General features: G+C 70.5%; 22 protein-coding genes and 2 pseudogenes. 9 read left to right on the forward strand and 15 right to left on the reverse strand.

What is annotated here, in order from left to right; all coding sequences use genetic code 11:
- Window positions 1-28: 28 nt before the first annotated feature.
- Complete coding sequence (locus Sfulv_RS24250) at window positions 29-613, reverse strand: TetR/AcrR family transcriptional regulator (protein ID WP_173316623.1); 585 nt, start codon at window positions 611-613, stop codon at window positions 29-31.
- A 149-nt stretch (window positions 614-762) separates the two neighbouring features.
- On the opposite strand from Sfulv_RS24250, the gene Sfulv_RS24255 reads away from it, so the two are divergent.
- On the forward strand, window positions 763-1,227 hold the full coding sequence (locus tag Sfulv_RS24255) for a nitroreductase family deazaflavin-dependent oxidoreductase (RefSeq protein WP_173316624.1): 465 nt from the start codon (window positions 763-765) through the stop codon (window positions 1,225-1,227).
- Window positions 1,228-1,230: 3 nt separating this feature from the next.
- Window positions 1,231-2,298 (forward strand): aldo/keto reductase, encoded by a 1,068-nt coding sequence (locus Sfulv_RS24260; protein WP_173316625.1) that lies wholly within the window; start codon window positions 1,231-1,233, stop codon window positions 2,296-2,298.
- An 87-nt stretch (window positions 2,299-2,385) separates the two neighbouring features.
- Here Sfulv_RS24260 and Sfulv_RS24265 read toward each other — a convergent pair whose 3' ends face one another.
- The 5 genes from Sfulv_RS24265 to Sfulv_RS24285 are packed head-to-tail and all read right to left on the reverse strand — an operon-like array spanning window position 2,386 to window position 5,977.
- Entirely contained in the window at window positions 2,386-2,796 is a 411-nt protein-coding gene (locus tag Sfulv_RS24265; protein ID WP_173316626.1) for a PPOX class F420-dependent oxidoreductase, read from the reverse strand.
- Window positions 2,797-2,845: 49 nt separating this feature from the next.
- Window positions 2,846-3,262, reverse strand: a complete 417-nt coding sequence (locus tag Sfulv_RS24270) for a lipocalin-like domain-containing protein (protein WP_173316627.1) — start codon at window positions 3,260-3,262, stop codon at window positions 2,846-2,848.
- The gene (locus Sfulv_RS24275; protein WP_173316628.1) at window positions 3,259-4,338 is read right to left on the reverse strand and encodes a DUF6081 family protein; all 1,080 of its coding nucleotides are present in this window, start codon (window positions 4,336-4,338) and stop codon (window positions 3,259-3,261) included. The genes Sfulv_RS24270 and Sfulv_RS24275 overlap by 4 nt, the downstream gene beginning before the upstream one ends.
- A gap of 44 nt (window positions 4,339-4,382) precedes the next feature.
- Entirely contained in the window at window positions 4,383-5,060 is a 678-nt protein-coding gene (locus Sfulv_RS24280; protein ID WP_173316629.1) for an HAD family hydrolase, read from the reverse strand.
- Window positions 5,057-5,977 carry a pseudouridine-5'-phosphate glycosidase gene (locus Sfulv_RS24285; protein ID WP_173316630.1) on the reverse strand — a complete coding sequence of 307 codons (921 nt, stop codon included), beginning with the start codon at window positions 5,975-5,977 and terminating at the stop codon, window positions 5,057-5,059. Before Sfulv_RS24285 ends, Sfulv_RS24280 begins: the two co-directional genes overlap by 4 nt.
- 170 nt (window positions 5,978-6,147) lie before the next feature.
- Here Sfulv_RS24285 and Sfulv_RS24290 point away from each other — a divergent pair, with 170 nt between their 5' ends.
- On the forward strand, window positions 6,148-7,212 hold the full coding sequence (locus Sfulv_RS24290) for a DUF6081 family protein (protein WP_173316631.1): 1,065 nt from the start codon (window positions 6,148-6,150) through the stop codon (window positions 7,210-7,212).
- Window positions 7,213-7,287: 75 nt separating this feature from the next.
- On the opposite strand, the gene Sfulv_RS30750 is transcribed toward Sfulv_RS24290, so the two are convergent.
- From Sfulv_RS30750 to Sfulv_RS24305, 4 genes and pseudogenes are all read right to left on the reverse strand, one after another.
- Window positions 7,288-7,743, reverse strand: coding sequence for an AfsR/SARP family transcriptional regulator (locus Sfulv_RS30750; RefSeq protein ID WP_305961404.1), 456 nt, complete (start codon window positions 7,741-7,743; stop codon window positions 7,288-7,290).
- Window positions 7,744-7,928: 185 nt separating this feature from the next.
- Window positions 7,929-8,102 (reverse strand): annotated as a pseudogene (locus Sfulv_RS31280) (AfsR/SARP family transcriptional regulator); the annotation flags it as partial.
- Window positions 8,103-8,448: 346 nt separating this feature from the next.
- A complete protein-coding gene (locus Sfulv_RS24300; protein ID WP_173316632.1) occupies window positions 8,449-9,021 on the reverse strand; it encodes a C2 domain-containing protein in 573 nt (190 codons plus the stop codon).
- Between the two features lie 181 nt (window positions 9,022-9,202).
- Window positions 9,203-10,732 carry an MFS transporter gene (locus tag Sfulv_RS24305; RefSeq protein WP_173316633.1) on the reverse strand — a complete coding sequence of 510 codons (1,530 nt, stop codon included), beginning with the start codon at window positions 10,730-10,732 and terminating at the stop codon, window positions 9,203-9,205.
- Window positions 10,733-10,823: 91 nt separating this feature from the next.
- Here Sfulv_RS24305 and Sfulv_RS24310 point away from each other — a divergent pair, with 91 nt between their 5' ends.
- Entirely contained in the window at window positions 10,824-11,297 is a 474-nt protein-coding gene (locus tag Sfulv_RS24310; RefSeq protein WP_173316634.1) for a MarR family transcriptional regulator, read from the forward strand.
- Window positions 11,298-11,380: 83 nt separating this feature from the next.
- Here Sfulv_RS24310 and Sfulv_RS24315 read toward each other — a convergent pair.
- A pseudogene (locus Sfulv_RS24315) lies at window positions 11,381-11,985 on the reverse strand (LuxR C-terminal-related transcriptional regulator).
- 248 nt (window positions 11,986-12,233) lie between these two features.
- Here Sfulv_RS24315 and Sfulv_RS24320 point away from each other — a divergent pair.
- The 3 genes from Sfulv_RS24320 (at window position 12,234) to Sfulv_RS24330 (ending at window position 16,114) form a co-directional block, all read left to right on the forward strand.
- Complete coding sequence (locus Sfulv_RS24320; RefSeq protein WP_173316635.1) at window positions 12,234-13,244, forward strand: beta-ketoacyl-ACP synthase 3; 1,011 nt, start codon at window positions 12,234-12,236, stop codon at window positions 13,242-13,244.
- The gene (locus Sfulv_RS24325) at window positions 13,241-13,768 is read left to right on the forward strand and encodes a flavin reductase family protein (protein WP_256669090.1); all 528 of its coding nucleotides are present in this window, start codon (window positions 13,241-13,243) and stop codon (window positions 13,766-13,768) included. Before Sfulv_RS24320 ends, Sfulv_RS24325 begins: the two co-directional genes overlap by 4 nt.
- A 123-nt stretch (window positions 13,769-13,891) precedes the next feature.
- The gene (locus Sfulv_RS24330) at window positions 13,892-16,114 is read left to right on the forward strand and encodes an NADP-dependent isocitrate dehydrogenase (protein ID WP_173316636.1); all 2,223 of its coding nucleotides are present in this window, start codon (window positions 13,892-13,894) and stop codon (window positions 16,112-16,114) included.
- A 183-nt stretch (window positions 16,115-16,297) separates the two neighbouring features.
- Here Sfulv_RS24330 and Sfulv_RS24335 read toward each other — a convergent pair whose 3' ends face one another.
- Both Sfulv_RS24335 and Sfulv_RS24340 read right to left on the reverse strand, forming a co-directional pair.
- Complete coding sequence (locus tag Sfulv_RS24335; RefSeq protein ID WP_256669092.1) at window positions 16,298-16,792, reverse strand: lamin tail domain-containing protein; 495 nt, start codon at window positions 16,790-16,792, stop codon at window positions 16,298-16,300.
- Window positions 16,793-16,920: 128 nt separating this feature from the next.
- On the reverse strand, window positions 16,921-17,295 hold the full coding sequence (locus tag Sfulv_RS24340; RefSeq protein WP_173316638.1) for an ArsR/SmtB family transcription factor: 375 nt from the start codon (window positions 17,293-17,295) through the stop codon (window positions 16,921-16,923).
- A gap of 95 nt (window positions 17,296-17,390) precedes the next feature.
- Here Sfulv_RS24340 and Sfulv_RS24345 point away from each other — a divergent pair, with 95 nt between their 5' ends.
- Window positions 17,391-19,394 (forward strand): heavy metal translocating P-type ATPase, encoded by a 2,004-nt coding sequence (locus Sfulv_RS24345; protein ID WP_173316639.1) that lies wholly within the window; start codon window positions 17,391-17,393, stop codon window positions 19,392-19,394.
- A gap of 40 nt (window positions 19,395-19,434) precedes the next feature.
- Here the strand turns inward: Sfulv_RS24345 and Sfulv_RS24350 are convergent, their stop codons facing one another.
- Together Sfulv_RS24350 and Sfulv_RS24355 are read right to left on the reverse strand one after the other, a co-directional pair.
- On the reverse strand, window positions 19,435-19,686 hold the full coding sequence (locus tag Sfulv_RS24350) for a hypothetical protein (protein ID WP_173316640.1): 252 nt from the start codon (window positions 19,684-19,686) through the stop codon (window positions 19,435-19,437).
- A gap of 244 nt (window positions 19,687-19,930) precedes the next feature.
- Complete coding sequence (locus Sfulv_RS24355) at window positions 19,931-20,425, reverse strand: hemerythrin domain-containing protein (RefSeq protein WP_173316641.1); 495 nt, start codon at window positions 20,423-20,425, stop codon at window positions 19,931-19,933.
- A gap of 364 nt (window positions 20,426-20,789) precedes the next feature.
- Here Sfulv_RS24355 and Sfulv_RS24360 point away from each other — a divergent pair, with 364 nt between their 5' ends.
- Window positions 20,790-23,252, forward strand: a complete 2,463-nt coding sequence (locus Sfulv_RS24360) for a glycoside hydrolase domain-containing protein (RefSeq protein WP_173316642.1) — start codon at window positions 20,790-20,792, stop codon at window positions 23,250-23,252.
- Window position 23,253: the final 1 nt, after the last annotated feature.

Genomic DNA, 23,253 nt, shown 5'->3' on the forward strand with positions numbered 1-23,253 from the left:
CTTCTTCCCGCCGCCCGTGGGGGACGGGTCAGCCGTCGCCGGGCGGCAGCAGTCCGCGCAGCAACTGGTCGAGCCCGTCCTTGATCCGCTCCGGGGTGAACCCGCCCGCGCGCACCTGGTGGTCGACCAGACCGGGTGCGAAGGGGGCGAGCAGGGCGTCCGCCAGGTACGCCGCGTCCGCGTCCGGGCGCAGCTCGGCCACGAGCGCGCTCGTGTGCGCGTGCTGGAAAGCGTACGAGGCGTTGCGGTAGCGCGCGGCGGGCGAGCTCGACTCGGCGAGCAGCAGCAGCTGCCGCTGTTCCACCGAGAGGTCGACGAGCGTGTGGAGAAAGGCGCGGAGCCGCTCCGCGGGGCGGCCGTGCGGCCCCAGCGGCGGCGGACCGGCCGCGATCCGGGCCCGGAACAGCTCGTCCTGCTCCGCCAGCAGCGCGAAGACCAGCCCCGCGCGGTCCCCGAAGCGCCGGTAGACCGTCCCCACGCCGACGTCGGCCGCCCTGGCCACCTCGTCCAGCGCGAGGCGCTCCACCCCTCCCGCCGCCACCATGCGGGCCGCGGCGGTCAGGATGCGGTGGCGGTTGCGCGCCGCGTCGGCGCGTTCGGGAGCTGCGGACATGGCCGAGAGCTTAGACCGACCGCTCCCGGACCGGCCGCTCAAGCGGCTCGCGAGGCCGTTCCTTGCGAAGCGGAAGATTTTCCGTTTAGGCTCGCCGTACGCCCACGCCGAACAGTTCACCCGCATGTCCAGACGGAGAGGAAGTCACCATGACTTCAGTGCAGTTCGACCCCGCGCCCACCGCCCCCGCCGCCGACGACCCGGGTGCCTACAACCTCCAGGTCATCCAGCAGTTCCGGGAGAACGGCGGCAAGGTCGGCGGCCCCTTCGAGGGCGCGGCGCTGATCCTGCTCACCACCAAGGGCGCCCGATCCGGCCTCGCCCGCACGGTGCCCACGCTCTACTTCGGACAGGCGGACGGCAGCCTGCTGATCTTCGGCAGCAACGGCGGAGCGGCCACCCACCCCGCCTGGTACCACAACATCAAGGTCAACCCGCAGGTGACCGTCGAGGCCGGTGACGAGACCTACTCCGCCATCGCACGCCAGGTGCCGTCCGGCGAGGAGCGCGACCGCCTCTTCGCCGAGGCCGCCGCCGAGGTGCAGGCGTTCGCCGACTACCAGGCCGGAACCGACCGGGAGATCCCGCTGGTCCTCCTGAGCCGGAAGGACTGAGCCGTGCGCTACACGCTGCTCGGCAGGACCGGAGTCCGGATCTCGCGGCTGGCGCTGGGCACCATGACGTTCGGCGACGACTGGAAGCTGCCCGGATCGGTCCACGAGAGGATTCTCGGGCAGTACGCCGACGCCGGCGGCAACTTCATCGACACCGCCAACGAGTACGGCGACGGATCGGCGGAGACGACGCTCGGCAAGCTCCTCGCCGGCCACCGCGACCGGTTCGTGCTGAGCACCAAGTACACGATGCAGACGCACCCCGGCGACCCGAACTCCTCGGGCAACCACCGCAAGAACCTCGTGCGCTCCCTGGAGGCGAGCCTCCGCCGCCTGGGCACCGACCACCTCGACGTGCTCTGGGTGCACGCCCGCGACACCCTCACACCCGTGCCCGAGGTGATGCGCGCCCTCGACGACCAGGTGCGCGCGGGCAAGGTGCTCTACGTCGGCGTGTCCGACTGGCCGGCCTGGGAGGTGGCGCAGGCCAACACCCTGGCCGAGCTGCGCGACTGGTCGCCGTTTGCCGGACTCCAGATCAGGTACAACCTGCTCGAACGGACCGTCGAGCGCGAACTCCTCCCGATGGCCCAGGCGTTCGACCTCCCGGTCTTCGCCTGGGGGCCGCTGGCCGACGGCCGGCTCACCGGCAAGTACCTGCGGTCCGAGGGCGGCAGGCTGGACCACGTCGCCTGGGGCCAGGGCGGCAGGGGGCCGGGTGACGACGTCGTGGAGGAGACGGTACGGGTCGCCGAGGCGGCGGGCCTCAGCCCCGCCCAGGTGGCGCTCGCCTGGCTGCTCTCCCGGCCGGGCAACGTGGTTCCCCTGCTCGGCGCCACCAAGGAGGAGCAACTCGCCGACAACCTCGCGGCCGTCGATGCGGTCCTGGAGGACGAGTGGCTGGCTCGCCTGGACGAGGTCAGCCGGGTGGAGCCGGGCTTCCCGCACGACTTCCTCCGCTTCCCCGCGATGCGGAACGCGATCTACGGCGACCGCTGGCAGCAGGTCGACGACCTGCGCTCCACGGTGCGCCGCGTCCCGGCCGACGACCAGTACACGACGGCGCGGTAGGCGGGCGGCGGCACGGAAGCCGAGGCGGCGGAGGGGCACCTGGCCCCTCCGCCGCCTCGGCTTTCGCCACCTGCCGCCGGGAGACGGTCAGGGGTTCTTCACGTTGACCGTCTCCGAGAGATTGACCTTGGCCACGATGTGCTCGACCTTCACCCGGACGACCACGCCGTTGGGGATCGTGAACCGGTCGGAGAACTCCTCCTCGCGCGCCCGGCCGTGGTACCGGCCGCCGATCCGGGCGGTCCAGGTCCGCAGCTCGTCCAGGTCCTCGCTGAGGGTCGCCCTGCCCCGTACCAGTACGAAGGAGAACGGCGGCCGCTCGTCGTCCCACAGCATGGCGATCCGGCCGTCCCGCTGGAGGGAGCGGCCCTTCACGCTGTCCTTCTGGCAGGTGTAGATGATGTCGTCGCCGTCCATGATGACGCCGACCGGCACGACGTGCGGGCTGCCGTCCTTGCGGACCACCGATGCCTTGGCGGTCCTCGGCGGGTCCGCCATGATGAACTCGCGCCACCAGCCCTCGGGGCGTCCACGTAACTGGGCACGTCTACTCCTTCTCCTGCTGTGTCGGATCGTCGTTCTCTGCGCGTCGCCAGGTCAGGACGCGTTCGGGCGCGCGGCCGCCCACCGGGTTCACGGCCGTGCCGCGGAGCGACAGCGCGGGGCCGTCCAGCGCGACACGGCGCACCTGCTCGGTGCCCGCCATCCGCGGATGCGCGCTGACGAGCACCGTGTGCGTCATCTCGTCCCCGGCCAGCCGCCACCGCCCGGAGTACCCCATGAAGGTCTCCAGGGCCGGGCCCTGACCGGTCTTCATCATGCTGACCGCGACATGACCGTCCGCGGTGTAGATCAGCAGCCCCGCCGGTGCGTCGCCCAGGGGGCCGGCCACCGTCGAGCCCGACTCGTCCACCTCGGTGTACGAGTCCAGCCGCCAGACCCCGACGACGTCGTCCGGGGTCATCGCACGCGCCGGCTGGAGACCCGGTAGGGGCCGAGCCGGAAGGACGCGCCCTGCCCGAACAGGCGGCCGGCCTCGGTGCTCTCCTCATCCGCGAACTCCAGCTCGGCGGGTGCGCCGACCGAGGGCCGGTAGTACGTCGAGTGAGTCCGCGAGGAGAGCCGGACGAGCCCCTTGTCGGTGGGCCATGAGGCGTCCAGGAGGGTGAGGAGTCCCAGACCGGCGTTGAGCTGCCGGGGCTTGATCAGCGTCTCCTCACCACCCTCGTCCAGGGTCGCGGTCGAGCGGTCCAGCCGGAAACCGATGCGGTCCACCCGGAACACCTCGCGGCCGTCGATCAGCCAGCGGACGACCCCGGCGGCGCGGTCGTAGGCGATGCCGAAGCGGTGGGTGTCGTCCGGAGCGCGGTCGGCGAGCGGCACCGTGTGGGCGAAGGAGGCGTAGTCGCCCAGCTCGCCGCGCATGAAGGTGGGCCGGCCGTACCACGCGTAGATCCGCTTGTTGGTGACCACGAAGTCGAAGGAGACGGAGGTCTCCGGGTCCGTGGTCAGCATCATCGCGGAGGCGAGGCGCAGGTCGTCGTCCGGGTCGCTCACCGCGTCGCCGAAGGGGTGCCCCGCGGTGCCGTAGGTGCGGCCGGAGAGCCGGGTCTCGAAGAGCAGCTCGTAACCGTCCTCGGCGTCGAAGCCAGGGTGCCCGCTCGTCGCGGTGTGGCTGGTGTAGGCGATGAACTTGGCGTGGTCGCCCGAGCCGGGCATACCGATCGGGTTGTCGGCGGGGATGGTCTGGGTGAAGGCGGGCTCGCCCGTCACCGGGTGGCTTCCGCGTGCCCGTACGGACAGTTCGCCCTTGCGGGTGGTGACCACGCCGTCGTCGGCCCGGTACGGGCCCCCGGCCACGTGGAACCAGCGGGCGTCTTCGCCCTCGGCGCGGAAGCCGTCCGCGAAGTCGTCCCAGACCATGCGGTAGTCGCGGCTGTCCCGCCGGGCGGTCGCCGTTCCGGGCGTCGCCATGACGGTGCCCAGCGCGGCGGCGGCCAGCAGCAGGGCGTGCCGGGAGACGAATGTTCTGCGCGGCATGGGAGCCGCCCCTTTCCTCGTCGGATGATGTTTCGGGGCCGGGCTCACCGGTGGCCCTCCAGTACGGCGGTGACCGCGGCGGCGAAGGAGTCCACGACCGTGTCGGCCCCGGCCCGCTTCAGTTCGTCCGGCGACGACACGCCGTACGAGACACCGATCACGCTCATCCCGGCGGCCCGGCCCATCTCCGCGTCGGGCACCCCGTCGCCGATGACGACGCACTGCCCGGGAGCGAGGCCGAGCGCCCCGGCGACGTGCAGGGCCATGTCCGGGTTCGGTTTGCCGCGTGCCACGGTGTCGTCGCCCGCGATGACCTTCAGCCAGGCGTCCAGACCGGTGATCTGCGCGATCGCGTGCGCGGCCTTCTCCACCTTCGAGGTCGCCAGCGCCAGCCCGAAGCCGGCCGCGGAGAGCGCCTCGAGTCCGTCGAGGACGCCGGGGTAGAGCAGCGCGGGACCGGCCGCCCGCACGTGGGCGCCGAACCGCCGCCCGTACTCCTCGGTCGCCGCGGTGACCTTCGGGTCGTCGACGGAAAGGTTCATCAGCCCGGCGAGCGAGGCGGCCAGCGGCCGTCCGACCGTGGCCAGGATCGCCTGACGGGACACCTCGGTACCCGCCGCCGACAACACGTCGGCGGTGATGGCGGCGATCGCCGCGGGGGTGTCGGCGAGCGTCCCGTCCAGGTCGAGGATGACCCCGCGGGTCGCCGCGGGGGCGGTCACCGCTCGGCCTGCACGGCGCTCAGGGCCACGGAGAACTCCCCGGCGACCCGGGCGGTGCTCAGCAGCAGCGACCGGCCGGCCTTCGGCAGCATGCCGTCGGACGCCCTGGCGAGCGCCTTCATCAGGTAGGGGCTGACCGCGTTGCCCACGATCCCGTCCCGGTCGCACTGGGCGAGCGCGTCGGCTATGGCGGTCTCCACCACGGTGTTGTCCGCCGCGTCCCGCTCGTCGATCGGGTTGGTCAGCAGGACCGTTCCCGGTCCGTTGACCTCCCAGTGCGCCTCGGCGGCACGGGCGGCGGTGTGCAGGTCGTCCATCCGCTGCACGGACACGTCGGCCTCGCGCACCACGAACGCCGGCAGCTTGCCGGTGCGGTACCCGTAGACCGGGATGCCCGCGGTCTCCAGGTACTCGGCGGTCAGCCGGTGGTCCAGGATGCTCTTGGCGCCGCCGCAGACCACGGTCATCCGGGTACGGCGGAACTGGAGCAGGTCGGGGGAGATGTCGAGCGTGTCCTGCCCCCGCCGGTGGACCCCGCCGATGCCCGCCGTGGTGAACACCTGGATGCCCGCCCGCTCGGCGATCACGATGGTGCCCGCCACCGTCGTCGCGCCCAGGCCGCCGCCCGCCAGCGCGGCACCGATGTCCCGGGCGCTGATCTTCGGGATGCCCTTGGTGGCCGAGAAGCGCTCGATGAGCTCGTCCGTCAGGCCGACGACCAGCTTCCCGCCGGCGATCCCGATGGTGGCCGGAACCGCCCCGGCGTCCCGCACGGCCTTCTCGATCAGGGACGCGGTCTCGGACGAGGGGTCGGTGGTGATGAGCGACGACTCCAGGGCCACCACCGGACGGCGCTCCGCCAGTGCGGTGGCGATCTCCTCGCTGACCTCGAGCAGCGGATCGGGCTGTCGTTCCATGTCCGGGGGTCCTTCCTCATGGGTGGGAACTGGCTCGGCCACCATCAGGTCCCCCGCTGGAGCGCCGGTCGAGCAGCCGTCGAAGCCACGGCCGCAGCGGTACTCCAGAGAAAATCCGGTGACGGACGCCACGGTGTGAGGAGGCAAGCACGCTGAAACAGGGGGTAGTTGTGACAAGGCGAACGGCAAGACGCAAGCTGGCGTACGCACTGGTGGCCGGGGCAGCGGTGACGGCTCTGCTGCCGGCCACCGCACAGTCGGCGCCGAAGGCGGCGGAATCCGGCGGCACGGTCCTGTTCAAGGACGGGTTCGGCACCGGGTTCTCCTCCGGCGAGAACGGCGACTGGATGGTCCTCGGCGACACCGAATGGCCGGATGGCGACGCCGTCATCTCCACCGCGGGTGGCGTGCTCGACGTGAAGCCGACCGGTGTCAACCCCAGGACCGGCCACCCCGCGTACGCGCGGAGCGTCGGACCGCAGGGCGGCGAGGGCGCGGACGACCACATCAAGTGGATCGCCTTCCCCAACCGCTACACCGCCGACGGCACCCCTGGCTTCGAGGTCCCGGACACCGGCTCCATCAGCTGTGAGCACCGGGTGGCGGGCCGGACCTACGGCACCGAGAACCCGTTCGGGCGCACCGTGTCGGACCCGGCGTCCGACATCCGGCTCGCCTCCATCGCGCTGATCACGGCGGACTTCGAGTCGCAGGCGATCGCCGACTTCTCGGTGACCAACGACGCCGTGTACGCCATCTACGAGCGGCTGCCGAGCGCGACCGAGGACTACGCGGCGTACGGCTACGCGATACCGGTCGCCAGGACCGCGCCGGGAGAGATGCACGACCTGGAGGTCCGTGTCGACCAGGGCGGCAAGCGCGTCGCCTGGTACGTGGACGGTGCGCTGAAGCTGCGCACCGACAAGATCGGCACGCGCGCCTTCGACCGCAAGTACATGACGCTGGACCACGGCGGGACCGAGGAGGAGCTGACGCTCCATCAGATCAGCTGCGGGATGGCCCTGGGCAGTCTGCTGGACGGCGCGAAGCCGGGTGCTGCCGACGGCAAGGCGCTGGTCAGGCTCAAGGACAGGCAGGACTTCTACTACGATCCGCGGGCCGGCGAGCCCGTGGAGCAGACGTTCCTCGACCCAGAGAGCCGGGTCGAGAACCGGCTCTTCGGCCAGGGGGCCCGGATGCGGCTCGACGCGACCAGGGTCGTCGTGCGGCCCTGACCACGGCTGACCACCTCTACGGCGATGGAGCGGAACCCCCCCGGGTCCCGCTCCATCGCCATCAGCCGGTGGTGATCAGCCTGCCCTGAGCAGGAGTTCGGGCTCGGGGGAGGAGTCGGACAGCCGGCCCTGGTCCCCGTTCAGCACCTCCTGGTGCAACCGCTGGATGCGGCCGGACGGCTCGACCCCCAGTTCGCCGACGAGCGTGGCCCGCAGCTGCTGGTAGACCTCCAGCGCCCGCCAGTTGTGCCCCGACCGGCACAGCGCGATCATCAACTGCGCGTGGAAGCTCTCGTGCAGCGGGTGCCGCGCCACCAGCATGCGCAGTTCGCCGATGAGGTCGGCGTGCCGGCCGAGCCGCAGGTCGGCCTCGACCCGCAGTTCCAGCGCCCGGGCCCTGCCCTCCTCGATGCCCAGGATCTCGGTGTCCAGGAGAGGCCCCGTCGGCACGTCGACGAGTGCCGGGCCCTGCCACAGGCCGAGCGCGCGGCCGAGCAGCTCGGCCGCGCGGGCGGCGTCCCCCCGCTCCAGCGCCGTGCCCCCTCCGCCGTGAGCCGCTGGAAGTCGACGACGTCACTGCTGCGGACCGGCTCGCTGAGCTGGTATCCGCCGAAGCGCGTGCTCAGCACGTCCTTGGCCTGGGGGCGCCGGGCGTCCGGGCGCGCCGCGCTGATCCTGCGGCGGAGCTGGAGGATGTAGGTCTGGAGCGTCGTCTGTGCGCTGCGGGGTATCCGGTCCCCCCAGATCTCCTCCATCAGGACCGGAACGGGCACGATCCGTCCTGCCCGCAGCGCGAGGAGAGCCAATATCTGCCGGGGCTTTCCGGCACTCGGGACGACCGATGTGCCGTCAAGGCGTACGTCGAGCGGTCCCAATACTTTGATTTCCACAACCAAGCCCCCTGTTCGGAAATTTCAACGGGAGCCTTGCAGAGGAACTTGAATCTTCACAGTGAATCCGTCATGAAAGCGTCCATGAATTCATCATGTTTGGCTGATGAGGGCCTACGGTGGGGCCGGATCCGGCCAAGTTGAAAATTAATGGATCGGATACGACGACGTCATCCAGGCGGCTGAGTGTGAAATGCGCCACGGCCGGGAGGGCGTGGCCGATTTGACCTGACGTGAATTCCTCATCCAGGGGGGTCCGGACGTAACAGAACCCCGTTCCACATGCTGGAACGGGGCTTGCGGTGGTGTCCGGATCAGGTCCGGGGCGTGAATGGCGTCAGCCGGGTCAGTTCCGTCGGCAGTCCACGTGGCTGATCGCCTTCCACTCCTCTCCGGGGAACCTGATGAATGCGTCGTCGGTGAACCGGTCGCCGTCGACGATACGGAACTCGTCCTTGCTGGCGACGTGTCCCGCCGGGATGACGTAGGGCCCCCTGAAGCGGAGCATGCCGTTGTCGTTCCAGCCCTGGGAAGTCGCGGTTCCGGTATTGCCCCAGGTGTCCCAGTAGAACGAGGTGAACTCGTCGTCGACCGCGTTGCGGCCGAACACCCAGCGCCCTTCGAAGGCGGGTGTGGTGCCTATCAGGCGCATCTCGTAGAAGGCGCCGCCCAGCGTCTTCTCCGTCTTCCAGTCGACGTTCACCGTGACGGGTTCGGCGAGGGTGAGATCGGTGTACGCGCAGCTGAAGTCACCGAGCAGGAAGTCCAGCTCGGTGATGGGGCCGGCGCCGTTCGTTCCGCTCCTGGGCGCGGCCTGCTGTCCCCAGGCGGTCATGGAGCCCGTCGTGACGAGTGCGAGCGCGCCGGCGAGCGTGGCGAGCGCGCGGAGCCGGAAGCGGCTGGAAGATGCGGAGAGCATGAGGCACGTCCTCTTCTGTGGAAGGTGATGTGCCGCTCACCGTGCCCCGTCGCCCTAGAGAGGGAGTGGCGGGACAACGGTGCGGGGGTGGTGGGCCGACGGAGCGGTGCCCCGCCGCGAGCGCTCGCGGCGGGGCATGGGCGGAAGGGGGAGCTTCCGGGTCCGTTCTGCTGCGGACGGTTCAGCTCCCCGCGGGGGCCCCGGAGGTGGCGACGGGCACCGCGGCGCCGGAGACCGGGCCGTGGTCGCCGGGCGCGTCCTCGTCCTCGTCGGGCTCCAGGCCGTCCACGTCGACCCGGCCCGGGGGCAGGACGAAGGCGAGCAGTCCGGCCGCGACGTAGAGACCGACGACGGTCAGCAGACCGGTGACCGCCGCGTCCACGGGGGAGTGCTGGTCCTCCAGCAGTGTGAAGTAGACGGTGCCCACGATCGCCACGCCGGTGGCCGCACCGAGCTGGATGGCCGTGTTGATCAGCGAGGAAGCGGCGCCCGACGCGGACCTGGGCATCTTGGCGAGCACGATGGTCAGGAGGGTTCCGGCGACCATGGCGAGGCCGATACCGGAGATGACCATGCCGGGCACCAGGTGCCACCACTCCAGCTCACCGGAGTAGCGGTCGACGGTCCACGCCACGATCCCCATGCCCACGGCGATGACCGCGCAGCCCATCAGCACCACCCGGCGTCCGAGCGGCATCAGCTTGGGAGCGAAGGCCGAACCGATGCCCACGCCCACCGTGAAGGTGGCCAGCGCCACCGCCGTACGCAGCGGGGAGTAGCCCTCGGCCGTCTGGAGGTGGACGGTCATCACCACCTGGTAGGCCATGCCGCAGAAGAACAGGACGGCGACCAGCAGCCCGCCCAGCGAACTGCGGTGGCGCAGCAGGTCGGGGTCGATGATCGGGGACTCGCCGCGGTCGGCGACCCGGCGCTCGTAACGGGCGAACAGCCACAGGAGGAGCGGGCAGGCGATCATCAGCGCGAAGGTCCACCAGGGCCATCCCAGCTCCCTGCCCTGGATGAGCGGGTAGAGCAGGCTGACCAGGGCGACCGTGGCGAGCAGGGTGCCCCGGATGTCGAAGGTCTCGCGGGAGTCGGCGCGCGACTCGCGGGTGAGGTAGTAGGCGGCGACGAGCGCGATCAGTCCGACCGGCACGTTGATGAAGAACAGCGGGCGCCAGCTGAGGTCGAAGAGGTCGGCCTGGAGCAGTACGCCGCCGAGCAGCGGGCCGCCGATGCCGCCGAGGGCGAGCGACATGCCGTACATCGACATCGCCTGGGGGCGCTCGGACTTGGGGAAGTCGACCTGGAGCATCGCCAGGACCTGGGGCACCATCAGGGCCGCCGCGGCGCCCTGGAGGATGCGGGAGGCGATGAGCATCTCCACGTTGACCGCGGCACCGGCCAGGGCCGAGGTGACGACGAAGGCGCCGAGGCCGATCAGGTAGATCCGCCGGCGTCCGAGCTGGTCGCCGAGGCGGGCGCCGGTGATCATCGCGGCCGCGAAGGCCAGCGTGTATCCCGCCACCGACCATTCCAGCTGCGAGGACGAGGCGTTCAGGTCGCGCTGGACCGCGGGGAGCGCGACGTTGAGGACCGTGTTGTCCACCATGTCCATGAACACGGCGAACAGGGTCACTCCCAGCGTCGCCCAGCGCTTGGGGCTGTACTGCGGCGGTGGTGGTGAGTCGGCCAGTTTTTCCACCGTCATGAGTCGGCCCTCCGGTAGCCTCGGCAGCAGCATGGAAAAGCAGAGCTAAATGCTTTGCTTTCAAAGCAAAGCTATTGCGGGGGGCTGTGTCATGTCAAGCGATGGTGAGGGGGGAGCCGAGCCCAGCGTCGACGACGGAGTCCGCACCCTGCTGCTCCTGATGCCGCGCGTGGTCGCGCGCACGAAGCGCACCCCGGTGCCCAAGCAGCTGGAGGAGTTCAACCTCGCTCCCAGGCACCTGTCGCTGCTGGCCTACCTGTACTTCGACGGACCGCTCGCGGTCAACGAGCTGGCGACGCGTCTTGAGCTCGCCCCGGCCACCGTGAGCCTGCTCGTGGGCGAGCTGAACCGGTACGGAGTGGTGGACCGCGATGACGACCCGTCCGACCGGCGCCGCAAGATCGTCGGCATCGCCGACGTGCACCTGGACGCGGTGCGCTCCTGGCTGGAGAACGGCGTACGGGCGTGGCGGGCCGCGCTGCGGCCGCTGAGCCCCGCCGAGCGGCGCACCTTCGTCGAGACCCTCCGCGTCTACGAGCGGGAACTGACGGAGGGCCAGGAGTAGGGCCTGCCGATCGGATCATGCCGGGCCCGCGGGGTCCGGCGCCGACGAGGAACCCCGGGACCACGGGGGTCCGGCGCGGACCGTCAGATGAGGCCGTGCTCCCGCGCGATGCGCACCGCGTCCACCCGGTTGCGCGCACCGAGCTTGCGCACGATCGCCGTCAGGTAGTTGCGGACCGTGCCGGTGCTCAGGTGCAGCTCCTGCGCGATGACGCGTACGTCCTCCCCGTCCGCCGTCAGGCGCAGCACCGACACCTCGCGCGGGGTCAGTTGGGGCGCCGGGCCGTCCCAGGACGTCAGCGCGAGCTGCGGGTCGATCACCCGCTGCCCCGCCACCACCTTGCGGATCGCCTCGGTCAGATCGCTCGGCAGCGCGTCCTTGAGCAGGTAGCCGTCGACCTGAGTGGCCAGCGCCCGGCGCAGCGTCGCCGTGGTGCCGAGGCTGGTGATGACCAGCAGCCGGCACGAGGGAAGGCAGGAGCGTAATTTCGCCACGGCCGTCAGTCCGTCGGTGCCGGGCAGATCGATGTCGACGACCGCGACGTCTGGCCGGAACTCCACGGCCGTGGGAAGAAGATCGTCCCAGTGGCCCACCTCCGCCACGACGTGGAAATCCGGCTCCATCTGTAACAGGGCCACCAAGGCCCGCGCAGCATGGGCATCTCCTCGGCAATGACCAGCCGTATCACGAACCGCCCCTCCCCCAGAGACGGCAATAGTACGTCGAACACGCCTACTAATCAGGGGCGTTCCGGTGATCGGCGTTTTGCGGAACTATCGTCCCGCATGCGCTCGGGGTCCGCCCCCGGGGCCGCGCCGCACCCTTCTCACGCCCTGCCCTGAGCCGGGTTCGAGGACTTCTCCACCGCCCGCACCGACCCTGGGTGAGGCAAGCGTCCGGATCAGGACGCCGCAGCCGACAGGGAGGGAGACGGCTATGACATGGACCGTCAGAACGGCCGGGACTCGCCACAGCGCGCTGCTCGGCATCGGCGGCTACCGGCCACACCGGGTGGTCGGCAACGCGGAGATCTGCCGGCTGATCGACTCCACCGAGGAGTGGATCGAGACCCGTAGCGGCATCGTCGAGCGACGGTTCGCGGGCCCGGACGAGACCTTGCCGATGATGGCCACCGCGGCGGCCGAGAAAGCCCTGGCCCAGGCCGGGACGGTGCCGGGCGAGATCGACCTGGTCCTGGTGGCGAGCATGTCCAACCTGGTGCAGACCCCGCCGCTCTCCGTCCGCGTGGCGCACGAGCTCGGTGCGCGGGGCGCCGCTGCCGTCGATCTCTCCGCCGCCTGCGCCGGCTTCTGCCACGCCCTCGCCATGGCCTCCGACGCGGTCCGGGCCGGCAGCGCGCGGCGGGTCCTGGTCATCGGCGCCGAGCGCATGACCGACATCGTGGAGCCCACGGACCGGACCATCTCCTTCCTCTTCGCCGACGGGGCGGGCGCCGTGGTCGTCGGCGACGCCCCGGCGCCGGGGATCGGCCCGGTCGTACGGCGGGCGGACGGCGCCCACGCCGAAGCGCTCCGGATGACGGCCCCCTGGGCCGGGGCGGGCGCCGTGACCGGTGCCGGGCAGGCGGAACGGCCGTGGATGCGGATGGACGGGCGCCGGGTCTTCCGCTGGGCCATGGACGAGGTGGCCCCGGCCGCCGCGCGGGCCCTCGACGAGGCGGGCACGACGCCCGCGGCGCTCGACGTCTTCGTGCCGCACCAGGCCAACCTCCGCATGATCGACCTGCTGTCCGAGCGGCTGGGTCTGACCGGCGCCACCGCGGTCGCCCGCGACGTGGCGCACAGCGGCAACACCTCGGCGGCCTCCATCCCGCTGGCACTGGATGCGATGCTCGCCTCCCAGCAGGCGTCGACCGGGGACACGGCGCTGCTCGTCGGCTTCGGCGCCGGACTCAACTACGCCGCGCAGGTGGTGGTCCTGCCGTGAACCGCACCGACCACCGCACCGCCGCCCTCCCAAAGGCCCCGCCCGTCGGCGAGGCGTTCCGGGCGGCCATGGCGCAGCTCGCCGGAGGCGTCGTCGTCGTCACGACCGAGGACGCCGAGGGGGAGCCGCGCGGATTCACCGCCACCTCGTTCTGCTCCGTATCCATGGACCCGCCGCTCGTGCTCGTCTGCCTCGCGGAGACGTCGAGCTCCTACCAGGTGTTCTCCGAGTGCCGGGGCTTCGCCGTGAGTCTCCTGCGCGAGGACCAGAGCGCGCTGGCCACCCGGTTCGCCCGCTCCGGCGGGGACAAGTTCCGCGCGGAGGACACCGTCACCACCCCGCGCCTGCTCCCCGCGGTGGCGGACACGCTGGTGACCCTGGACTGCGCGGTGCACGCCCGCCACCCCGCGGGCGACCACATGATCCTCGTCGGCGCCGTCCGGCACGTCCTGCCCGGCCGGGGGGAGCCACTCGTCTACTACGACCGGGCCTTCAGACAGCTGAGGCACCTGCCGGGAAACTGACCCCCACGCCCCGACGCAGGTGACGGCTGTGCACAAGATCGGGGGCGGGGCCCTGTGGAGAGGGGACCCGCCACGAGATATCTTGATGTCAAGCAATGTTGCAGACGTGGAGCGGAGCACCCGGTGACTGACTCGACCATCATCTATACGCACACCGACGAGGCCCCTGCCCTGGCGACCTACTCGTTCCTGCCCATCGTCGAGGCGTACGCCTCGACGGCCGGTGTCACGGTCGAGAGCCGCGACATCTCCCTGGCGGGCCGGATCATCGCCAGCTTCCCGGAGCACCTCGAAGCCGGCCGGCGTATCGATGACGCACTCGCCGAGCTCGGCGAGCTGGCCAGGACTCCCGGCGCCAACATCATCAAGCTGCCGAACATCTCGGCCTCGATCCCTCAGCTGAAGGCCGCGATCGCCGAGCTGCAGGCGCAGGGCTACGCGCTTCCGGACTACCCGGACGACGTGAAGAGCGACGAGGACAGGGACGTCCGCGCGCGCTACGACAAGATCAAGGGCAGCGCGGTCAACCCCGTCCTGCGCGAGGGCAACTCCGACCGCCGCGCCCCCGCGTCGGTCAAGAACTACGCCAAGGCGCACCCGCACCGCATGGGCGCCTGGACGGCCGACTCGAAGACGAACGTCGCCACCATGGGCGCCGACGACTTCCGGTCCACCGAGAAGTCGGTCGTCGTCACCGAGCCGGGCAGCCTGCGCATCGAGCTCGTGGGTGACGACGGCACCACCACCGTCCTGCGCGAGTCGGTACCCGTCCTCGCGGGCGAGATCATCGACGCCGCCGTGATGCGGCAGGCGGCGCTGCGCGAGTTCTTCACCGCGCAGATCGCCCGCGCCAAGGCCGAGGGCATCCTCTTCTCGGTGCACCTCAAGGCCACGATGATGAAGGTCTCCGACCCGATCATCTTCGGCCACGTGGTCCGCGCGTTCTTCCCGAAGACGTTCGCCAAGTACGGCGAGGTGCTGACCGCGGCCGGCCTGTCCCCGAACGACGGCCTCGGCGGCATCCTCAAGGGCCTAGACTCCGTGCCCCACCTGGGCGACGAGATCAAGGCGTCCTTCGAGGCCGAGCTCGCCGAGGGCCCCGCCCTGGCGATGGTCGACTCCGACAAGGGAATCACCAACCTGCACGTCCCCAGTGACGTCATCGTCGACGCCTCCATGCCCGCCATGATCCGCACCTCCGGTCACATGTGGGGCCCGGACGGCAAGGAGGCCGACACCCTCGCCGTCCTGCCGGACAGCAGCTACGCGAACGTCTACCAGGTCGTGATCGACGACTGCCGCGCCAACGGCGCCTTCGACCCGTCGACCATGGGTTCGGTGTCCAACGTCGGCCTCATGGCGCAGAAGGCCGAGGAGTACGGCAGCCACGACAAGACCTTCGAGGTCCCCGCCACGGGCACCGTGCGCGTCGTCGACGCCGAGGGCAACGCCGTGCTGGAGCAGGCCGTGGGCGCCGGGGACATCTTCCGGATGTGCCAGGCCAAGGACCTGCCGATCCAGGACTGGGTCAAGCTCGCCGTGACCCGCGCCCGCGCCACCGGCAACCCGGCCGTCTTCTGGCTCGACGAGGACCGCGCCCACGACGCGAAGCTCATCGAGAAGGTCAGGACGTACCTGGCTGACCACGACACGGACGGTCTCCGGATCGAGATCATGGCGCCGGTCAAGGCCACAGCCTTCTCCCTGGAGCGCATCCGCCGCGGCGAGGACACCATCTCCGTCACCGGCAACGTGCTCCGTGACTACCTCACCGACCTCTTCCCCATCCTCGAACTGGGCACGAGCGCGAAGATGCTCTCCGTCGTCCCGCTCATGAACGGCGGCGGTCTCTTCGAGACGGGCGCCGGCGGCTCCGCCCCGAAGCACGTCCAGCAGCTCGTCAAGGAGAACTACCTGCGCTGGGACAGCCTGGGCGAGTTCTTCGCCCTCGCGGCCAGCTTCGAGTTCCTGGCGACGAGCACGGGCAACGCGCGCGCCCAGGTCCTCGCCGACACGCTGGACCGCGCGACCGGCACCTTCCTCAACGAGGACAAGTCGCCGAGCCGCAAGCTCGGCGGCATCGACAACCGCGGCAGCCACTTCTACCTGGCGCTCTACTGGGCCCAGGAGCTGGCCGCGCAGTCCGACGACGCCAAGCTCGCCGAGGCGTTCGCGCCCCTCGCCAAGACACTGGCCGAGCAGGAGCGGACCATCGTCGACGAGCTGATCGCGGTGCAGGGCTCGCCGGTCGACATCGGTGGCTACTACCAGCCCGACCCGGCCAAGGCCGCCGCCGTGATGCGTCCTTCGGCCACGTTCAACCAGGCCGTCGCCACGCTCGCCTGACCCGGCGGGAACTCCCGCACAGCGCTCCGCCCCGGCCGGCTCCCTGCCCGGCCGGGGCGGGCCCGCGTCATCAGCCGCCCGCGGGCGGCTGATGGTGGTGCGGGAGACGGCGGCCCTGGCGGGCGCGCACGCCGCGCGGACCGGTCCCTCCTCCCGTACGAAGGAGGTCAGCCGCGTGCGGCCTCAGCTGTGGAAGGAGATGTACCCGTTGCCGTCCCGGTCGTTCGCCGACCTGGAGTACGCGTGCACGTCCGAGCGGGCGCCGGAGGGCTTGTAGAGGTAGATCGTGTCCCGGTCGTTGTTCCACATGAAGTTGCAGTTGTCGCGGTAGACGACGTTGCCGGCGTCGGAGTCGGTGCCGTTCCCGCCCCGCAGCTTGATGGAGTCACCGGGCTGGAGGTAGTGGTTCGCGGTGAACGCGAACTTGTTGCCGGCGGCGTCCTTGACCGCGTATCCCCTGAGGTTGACGGTCGTCCTGGACGAGTAGTTCTTGAGCGTCAGGTACTCCGCGCGGGTGTTGCCCGAGGAGCAGCTGTTGGAGTCGCGGCCCGGCGCGTCGTACTGGGCCGCGCGGATCTTCAGGGCCGAGTCGTACTCGGCCGCCTGAGCCGGAGCGGCGGCGAGCGTGGCCAGGATGCCGGTGGATATGACAGTGGCGACGGCAAGGTGCTTACGCACGTGAGGTTCCCCCCTCATTGGTGCTGATGAGGGCCGAAGACTACATACCTGGACCGGTCCCCATACGGGAAAGGGCGGCGCCGAGGGCAAGAGAACGTCTGTTCGTGACCGTGCGGGCGTGGGCCCGGTCAGTCGGCCTCAACCGCCACGGGCGCGTCCTGAAGACCCAGGCGCAGGTGCTCGACGTGGAAAAGGGCCTGGTCGAGAAGCTGGGCGACGTGGTGGTCGTAGAGGGCGTAGACGATCGACCGGCCCCGGCGCTCGCCCGTGACCAGGCCGAGGTTGCGCAGCAGCCGCAGCTGGTGGGAGCAGGCGGAGGGCTCCATGTCGACCGCCTGCGCCAGATCACCGACCGCGCACGGGCCCTCCTGGAGGCGGGCGAGGATACGCAGCCTGGACGGGGTGGCGAGGGCCTGGAGGGTCGCGGCGACATCGGCGGTCCCCACGGCGTCCAGGCGTTCGCGTGTGGTGGCGGCGTTCGTGTCGTCGGCTCCATGACCCATGAGGCCATCCTACCGATGACACATGAAGACCTGTTCAGATGTTCCTGTATGGTGAGCTCATCGTCGGCCACCTGCCCGTGAAGGGTTGATTTGTCATGCCCCATGTCCTGCTCCAGCGTCCGGAACGGACGGCGCCCGCCGGTTCCACGGCTCCACCACGCCGCCGTACCCGGGTCCTCGCGCTCGCGGAGGCCCGCTGGGCAGGCGCCGCCCTGGCCCTGTTCCTGGCCGCGCTGCCCCTACAGCTGACCGGCGCCCCCGCCTGGATCTGGGGGCCGCTGTACGCACTCGCCTACGTCACGGGCGGCTGGGAACCGGCCCTGGAAGGGCTCCGCGCCCTGCGGGAGAAGACACTCGACGTCGATCTGCTGATGATCGTCGCCGCGATCGGGGCGGCCTCCATCGGCCAGGTGATGGACGGCGCCCTCCTGATCGTCATCTTCGCGACGTCCGGCGCGCTGGAAGCGCTCGCCACCGCACGTACGCAGGACGCCGTGCGCGGTCTGCTCGACCTCGCCCCTGCCACCGCCACCCGGCTGACCCCGGAAGGCGAGGAGACGGTCGCCACCGCGGACCTCCGGGTCGGCGACACGATCCTGATCCGCCCGGGGGAGCGCGTCGGCGCCGACGGCCGGGTGGTGGAGGGGGTGGGCGAGGTCGACCAGGCCACCATCACCGGTGAGCCCCTGCCCGTCACCAAGGAGGCCGGGGACGAGGTCTTCGCCGGCACCCTCAACGGCACAGGAGCCCTGCGCGTCACCGTCGAGCGGGACGCCGCCGACTCCGTGATCGCCCGGATCGTGGCCATGGTGGCCGAGGCGTCCGAGACGAAGGCGCCCACCCAGCTCTTCATCGAGAAGGTCGAACAGCGCTACTCCCTCGGCATGGTGGTCGCCACCCTCGCCGTCTTCCTCGTCCCGATGGCCTTCGGCGCCGACCTGACGAGCGCGCTGCTGCGGGCGATGACCTTCATGATCGTCGCCTCGCCGTGCGCGGTCGTGCTGGCCACGATGCCGCCCTTGCTGTCCGCGATCGCCAACGCGGGCCGCCACGGTGTCCTCGTGAAGTCCGCCGTCGTCATGGAGCGCCTGGGCCAGGCCGACGCGGTCGCCCTCGACAAGACCGGCACCCTGACCGAGGGCACCCCGCGCGTCACCGCGGTCCGGCCGCTGGACGGCAGCGGCCTCGACGAGGACGGTCTGCTCGCCCTGGCCGCAGCCGCCGAGCACTCCAGCGAACACCCGTTGGCGCGCGCCGTCGTCGAAGCCGCCCGGGAGCGCTCCCTGTACGTTCCGGCCGCCGGGGAGTTCAGCTCGGCCCCCGGGACGGGCGTGACGGCCAGGGTCCAGGGCCGTACGGTGGCGGTCGGCTCCCCGCCCCGCCTCCTGGCCGGCGCCCAGCACTCCGTCACCACCGCCCAGGCCCGGGCCGCCGCCGCGCTGACGGCCGAGCTGGAGAGCGACGGGCGCACCGCCGTGCTCGTCCAGCGCGACGGAATCCCGGTAGGGGTCCTGGCCGTCGCCGACCGGCTCCGCCCGGACGCGGCGGCGACCGTGAGGGCCCTGACGGCCCTGACCGGCCGTACGCCGATGCTGCTGACCGGCGACAACCCGCGCGCCGCGGCCCGCCTCGCCACCGACGTCGGCATCACCGACGTCCGCGCCGCTCTGCTGCCCGAGGACAAGGCCGGCGCCGTACGGGAGCAGGAGGCGGCCGGTCGCAAGGTGCTGGTCATCGGCGACGGCGTCAACGACGCCCCGGCCCTGGCCGCCGCACACGTGGGCATCGCGATGGGCCGCGCCGGCTCCGATCTGGCCCTGGAGACCGCCGACGCCGTCATCGTCCGCGACGAACTGGCCACCGTCCCGGCGGTCATGGCCCTCTCCCGCGCCGCCCGCCGCCTGGTGGTACAGAATCTCGTCATCGCGGGCGTGTTCATCTCCGGCCTGGTCATCTGGGACCTGGCGGGCCACCTGCCGCTGCCCCTGGGCGTACTCGGCCACGAAGGCTCCACGGTCATCGTCGGCCTCAACGGTCTGCGCCTGCTGCGCGACACGGCCTGGAACCGGGCGGCGGCGCTTCCCGCCGACCGCCTGTGACCTGCCGCGAGCGGTGCCGGTGGCGTAAGCGCCCCCGCGGCTACAGGGCGTCCAGCGGGCCCGTCATCGGAGCCGCCGACGTGTCGTCCTCGTCGTCATCGTCGGGGGAGCGGGGGAACATCAGCCAGGCGCTGGCGGTGATCATGCAGATGGACGTCAGCCCCAGGGCGAACTTGACCAGCCGCATGCCTTCCACCCAGTCGTGGGGCGAACCGAACACGACCCAGAAACCGAGGGCGAGCCCGGCGAACAGGACGATGACAGCGGCGGTGCGACGCAAATTTATGGACACCGGATCATGATCTCATCCGCGCTCGCGCGGCATGGCGGCTCGTCGGTCCCGCCAGCAGCTTCACCACTCCTCCGAGCGCCATCGCCGCCGGCCTCCCCGTCACGTACGAGGTGATCGGCGTTCGCGACCCCGGCAGTGGTCACACGCCTCGCGCACCGCGCTCAACCGGATTCGGGGGCCGGGGCGCCGGCCGGCGGCACCCGTCCGGTCCGGCCGGACGGGTGCCCGCGTACCGCTGTGCGGTTCACTGCTCCCGGACGACCGCACGGACGTTCTCGATGCTCCCGCAGTCGGCCTTCAGGTGCTTCGCCCGGTCCCGGAGGAAGACCGCGCCGAGTTCGGTGCGGCGCTGGTCCGGCACGCTCTCCCGGGCTCCGTTGAGGATCGTGCGCTCCTCCTCGTCGAGGTGGTGGGTCACGGCCGATACGAGCTCTTCCAGCTTCTCGTCCCACTCGTCGGAGCCGACCTCCTCCACCTCCATCAGGGCCAGGAGCGCCTCGTTGCCCTCGTGGTGCTCCTCCTCCCCGTGCTCCACTTCCTCGTTGTCCACGTTGGCGAACCGCTTGAGCGCGGGGTAGACCTCGGCCTCCTCGGCCTCTCCGTGGGCGATCAGGAGCGCGGCGAACTCGCTGAGAGCCGTCTCCCGGTCCGCCTCGACACTCCTCATCCGCCGCAGCAGTTCTTCCATGGTGCGATGGTCCTCAAGAATCACGGCCACCACGTCACGAGCTTCGGACACCACGAACTCCTCTCTTCGTCCAGTGCTCCGCTGCTACCCCCGGGAGGAGCGGACAAGCGGGCAGGTGGTGTCCGGTTTGCCGCGCGGACCGGCGGGACGGCTCGGGCCCGGAAGCCAGGAGTGCCCGCCCGGCATCGGCGACATTAGGCGGTGCTCGTACCGGAGACCGGTCCGCGCATCGATCAAGCCGACTTCCCCCGTGCCGCGCCGGGGTACGTCACCCACCTCACCCGACGCCAATTCCGGCGGAGAGAATGCGAAGAGAGGGTGCTTATAGGGTCGGTTGCCGACATCGCCCCTCACTGACCGATATCCGGAGCGGTGCAGGCCATGGCTGATGCCTACTCCAAGCGAAGGGCCACCCATGGCAGACGACAAAGTCCAGGAAGCACAGCGGTGGGTGAATGCCACCTACGGCGGCGTGAGCGGTTACGTGCGCTGTCCGGAGGACGGCCGGACGGGCTGGTCCACCATGTACTCCCTGGTGATGGGCCTCCAGCACGAGCTGGGGATCTCCCCGGTCGTCGCCGGCTTCGGGCCGACGACGCTGGCACGGCTGGAGGCGCTCGGCAACATCGGGTTCGGCTGGAACAAGAACGCGAACATCGTCCGGATCATCCAGCACGGCCTGTTCTGCAAGGGCTACTGGGGTGCCAACGGGTACGGCGAGTTCGGGGCGGTCACCACCGAGGCGGTGGACGCGATGCGCGTCGACATGGGCCTGCCGGACGCCGGTTCGGGCACCGCCGGTGGCATCGTCACCCCGAGGATCTTCAAGTGCATCCTCAACATGGACGCCTATGTCGTCGTCGCCGGCGGCACCGACAAGATCCGTAGCATCCAGCAGTGGCTCAACGGCCGCTACTGGAACCGGTCCGCCTACTCGATCGGCCCCTGCGACGGCATCTACTCACGGGACGTACAGAAGTCCCTGGTGATCGCCATCCAGTACGAGCTCGGGATCAGCGCCCCCAACGGGAACTTCGGTCCCACCACCCAGGAGGGCCTGCGCCAGCGCCCGATGCGCGAGGGCAGCACCGGGGTGTTCGTGGAGCTGTTCACGGCCGCCTGTGTCTTCAACGAGCCGGTGGTCATGCGAGGGCTCGACGACACCGAGGTGCGCACCACCTTCAAGAGCACCTTCGACTCCAAGACGAAGGAGTACGTCGAGATCTTCCAGGAGTTCTCCCAGCTGTACAGGTCCGGGGTGGGCGACTTCGACACCTGGGCGCAGCTGCTGGTCTCCATGGGAAACGCCGACCGCACGGCCACCGGGTCCGACACCCGCTTCGAGATCACCGCCTCCCGCGCCCGCTGGCTGTACGACAACGGCTACCGGCTCGTCGGCCGGTATCTGTACGACCCGCCGGGGTCCACCCTCGACAAGGAGATCAAGCCCGGCGAACTCCAGATCATCTTCAACGCGGGGCTGCGGGTCTTCCCCATCTACCAGGACAACGCGCGGAGGCTGGCCGACTTCACCTACAGCCAGGGTTACCAGCACGCCCTGAACGCTCACGCGCTGGCGACCAGTTACAAGTTCAACCGGGGCACCACGCTCTACTTCGCGGTGGACTACGACGCCCAGCAGTGGGAGATCGACCAAGCCATCGTCCCCTACTTCAACGGGGTGGTGGCGGGTCTCGCCAACCAGGGCAAGAAGTACTTCCACGGGGTCTACGGCTCCCGCAACGTCTGCATCAACGTCACGCAGAGGACCAGCGCCCGCTTCTCGTTCGTCTCCGGCATGTCCTGGGGTTTCTCCGGCAACCTCGGCTATCCGCTGCCGGCGAACTGGGCGATCAACCAGATCAAGGAATTCAAGGTCACCAACGGCTCGGACACCTTCGACCTGGACCGGGACGTCTGGCGCACCAACAGCGAGCCGGGCGTGCGGGCCGTGGACGGCTCGTCCGGACCGGCCGACGGCTTCATCGCCTACGTCTCCCGGCTCTACAACCATGCCGTCGCGTACAAGTCCGAGAACAACGTCACCACGAACGCCAGCCGCCTGGTGATGGAGTACATCCGGCACGAGAAGTACAACGGCATCGCCTGGTGGTGGCTGGCCAACGCCTACGACGGTGACTTCGTCGAGTACTGCAACACCCGGGGCATGTCGGTGAGCGAGTCGTTCACCGACTCCATCACCGGCTACAGCCTGGACGCCACCCACCTGATGGCCACGGCCAACGGCTTCCTGGAGAACCCCGACCCGAGCTCCAAGGGCTCCGCCACCGGCGGGGACGTGGCCGGCTGGGGTGGCGACATCATGACCTTCTGGGCGGACTGGCGGAACTCGGAGCAGGAGTACGCCTCCCCGCTCACCTTCAGCCAGGCCAAGCTGGCCATTCCCGGCACCGTTTCCAGCTTCGGCTTCACCGACATGGTCGAGGACGTCGACGGATACCTGCTGGCGAAGTACGTCGCCGGCGGCGGCAACATCGTCACCTGGGTGACGAACCACTACAACAACGGAGGCGGTCTCACCCGCTTCCGCGACCACTTCGACCGGCGTTTCCAGAGCGCCACCAACGCCTACGAGGCGTGCCGGGACATCCTGCTCGGCGGGGACGAGGCCAAGATCGACCTGGCCCTGCTCAAGCTGATCACCGGCGCCGGCGCCGCACTGCCGGGCGACTACGTCCTGCTGCCCGGCGGCGGGGACAAGTTCAACTCCTTCTGCCGGGGCTTCTCCGACCGTCAGCTCTCCCTGATCGGCCTGGAGAACAGCCGGATCGCCACGTACCGGCAGAACCTCAAGACCTACCGCGAGCAGGCCACCCAGCGGGCCGCCGCCAGGGACGGGAAGAGCGCGCGGAGTTAGC

Source organism: Streptomyces fulvorobeus (assembly GCF_013167895.1).
Classification (GTDB): Bacteria; Actinomycetota; Actinomycetes; order Streptomycetales; family Streptomycetaceae; genus Streptomyces; species Streptomyces fulvorobeus.